This window comes from Vibrio sp. M260118, from assembly GCF_036533755.1.
Lineage (GTDB): Bacteria > Pseudomonadota > Gammaproteobacteria > Enterobacterales > Vibrionaceae > Vibrio.
In genome coordinates this window covers 1-753 of record NZ_JATABG010000660.1, presented here as the reverse complement: position 1 = coordinate 753, position 753 = coordinate 1, and the positions used below count along the sequence as shown (strand labels likewise).

General features: G+C 43.8%; 2 protein-coding genes. One reads left to right on the top strand and one right to left on the bottom strand.

The features are described from left to right. Nucleotides 1-181 (bottom strand): hypothetical protein (locus tag QTO00_RS20370; protein ID WP_331426367.1); only part of this gene is annotated, 181 nt, incomplete at its 3' end. A 313-nt stretch (nt 182-494) separates the two neighbouring features. Here QTO00_RS20370 and QTO00_RS20365 point away from each other — a divergent pair. Continuing rightward, a partial coding sequence (locus QTO00_RS20365) for a substrate-binding domain-containing protein (RefSeq protein WP_331426366.1) occupies nt 495-753 on the top strand: 259 nt, incomplete at its 3' end.

Below are 753 nucleotides of genomic sequence, written 5' to 3'. Positions count from 1 at the left end.
CTCCCGACATTATTTCATCAAACCACAGATACGCGAGTGTGCCGTTCACTTTGATTTCTGCAGCGGCTTCTGCCAACGGGGATTTGTCTCTGAGCAAATGGGTAGCCTGAGTGACTAACGCTGTTGTCGATAGGATCACTAATAGAGCCAAGATAGATGTAAATAGGTACTTGCGTTTCATGGTAGTCGAGAATACTTCGTTTGCGCTAAGCGCATGTTGGTGCGTTGCTCTTAAAATAGGTCCGCTTTATTGCAAAACTATGAAGATCCACGTAAACAAATACCGAGCAACCACCATTGATGAAATTTTGATGACACGCGCAGCCACACCATTGTTTCCAATCAGTAAACAACCTATATTTTCGTAACGACTGTAATCTTTGCTCTGCTTTATCGAACTTAAAAACCCCATGAATCGACACGTATTTTCGTTGTTCAAGAACTGCTGCTGGATAATTTGCCTGTTTTCCGCTAGTCACGTGGTTGCAAAAGATTTGATTAAAATTGAAGGTTCTAGCACCGTCTACCCTATTACCAAGCAGTCAGCTCAGCAATATGCATTAGCAGAAAGAGGCCGGACTCAAGTTGTCATCGGTATAACGGGTACTGGCGGTGGGTTTCGGAAATTCTGTCGTGGTCGAACTGATATCTCCAACGCATCTCGCCCAATCAAAACGAGTGAAATCGAGCTTTGCAAAGCCAATGGAATCAAATTTTTAGAACTTCCCATTGCCCTTGACGCGATTACAGTGG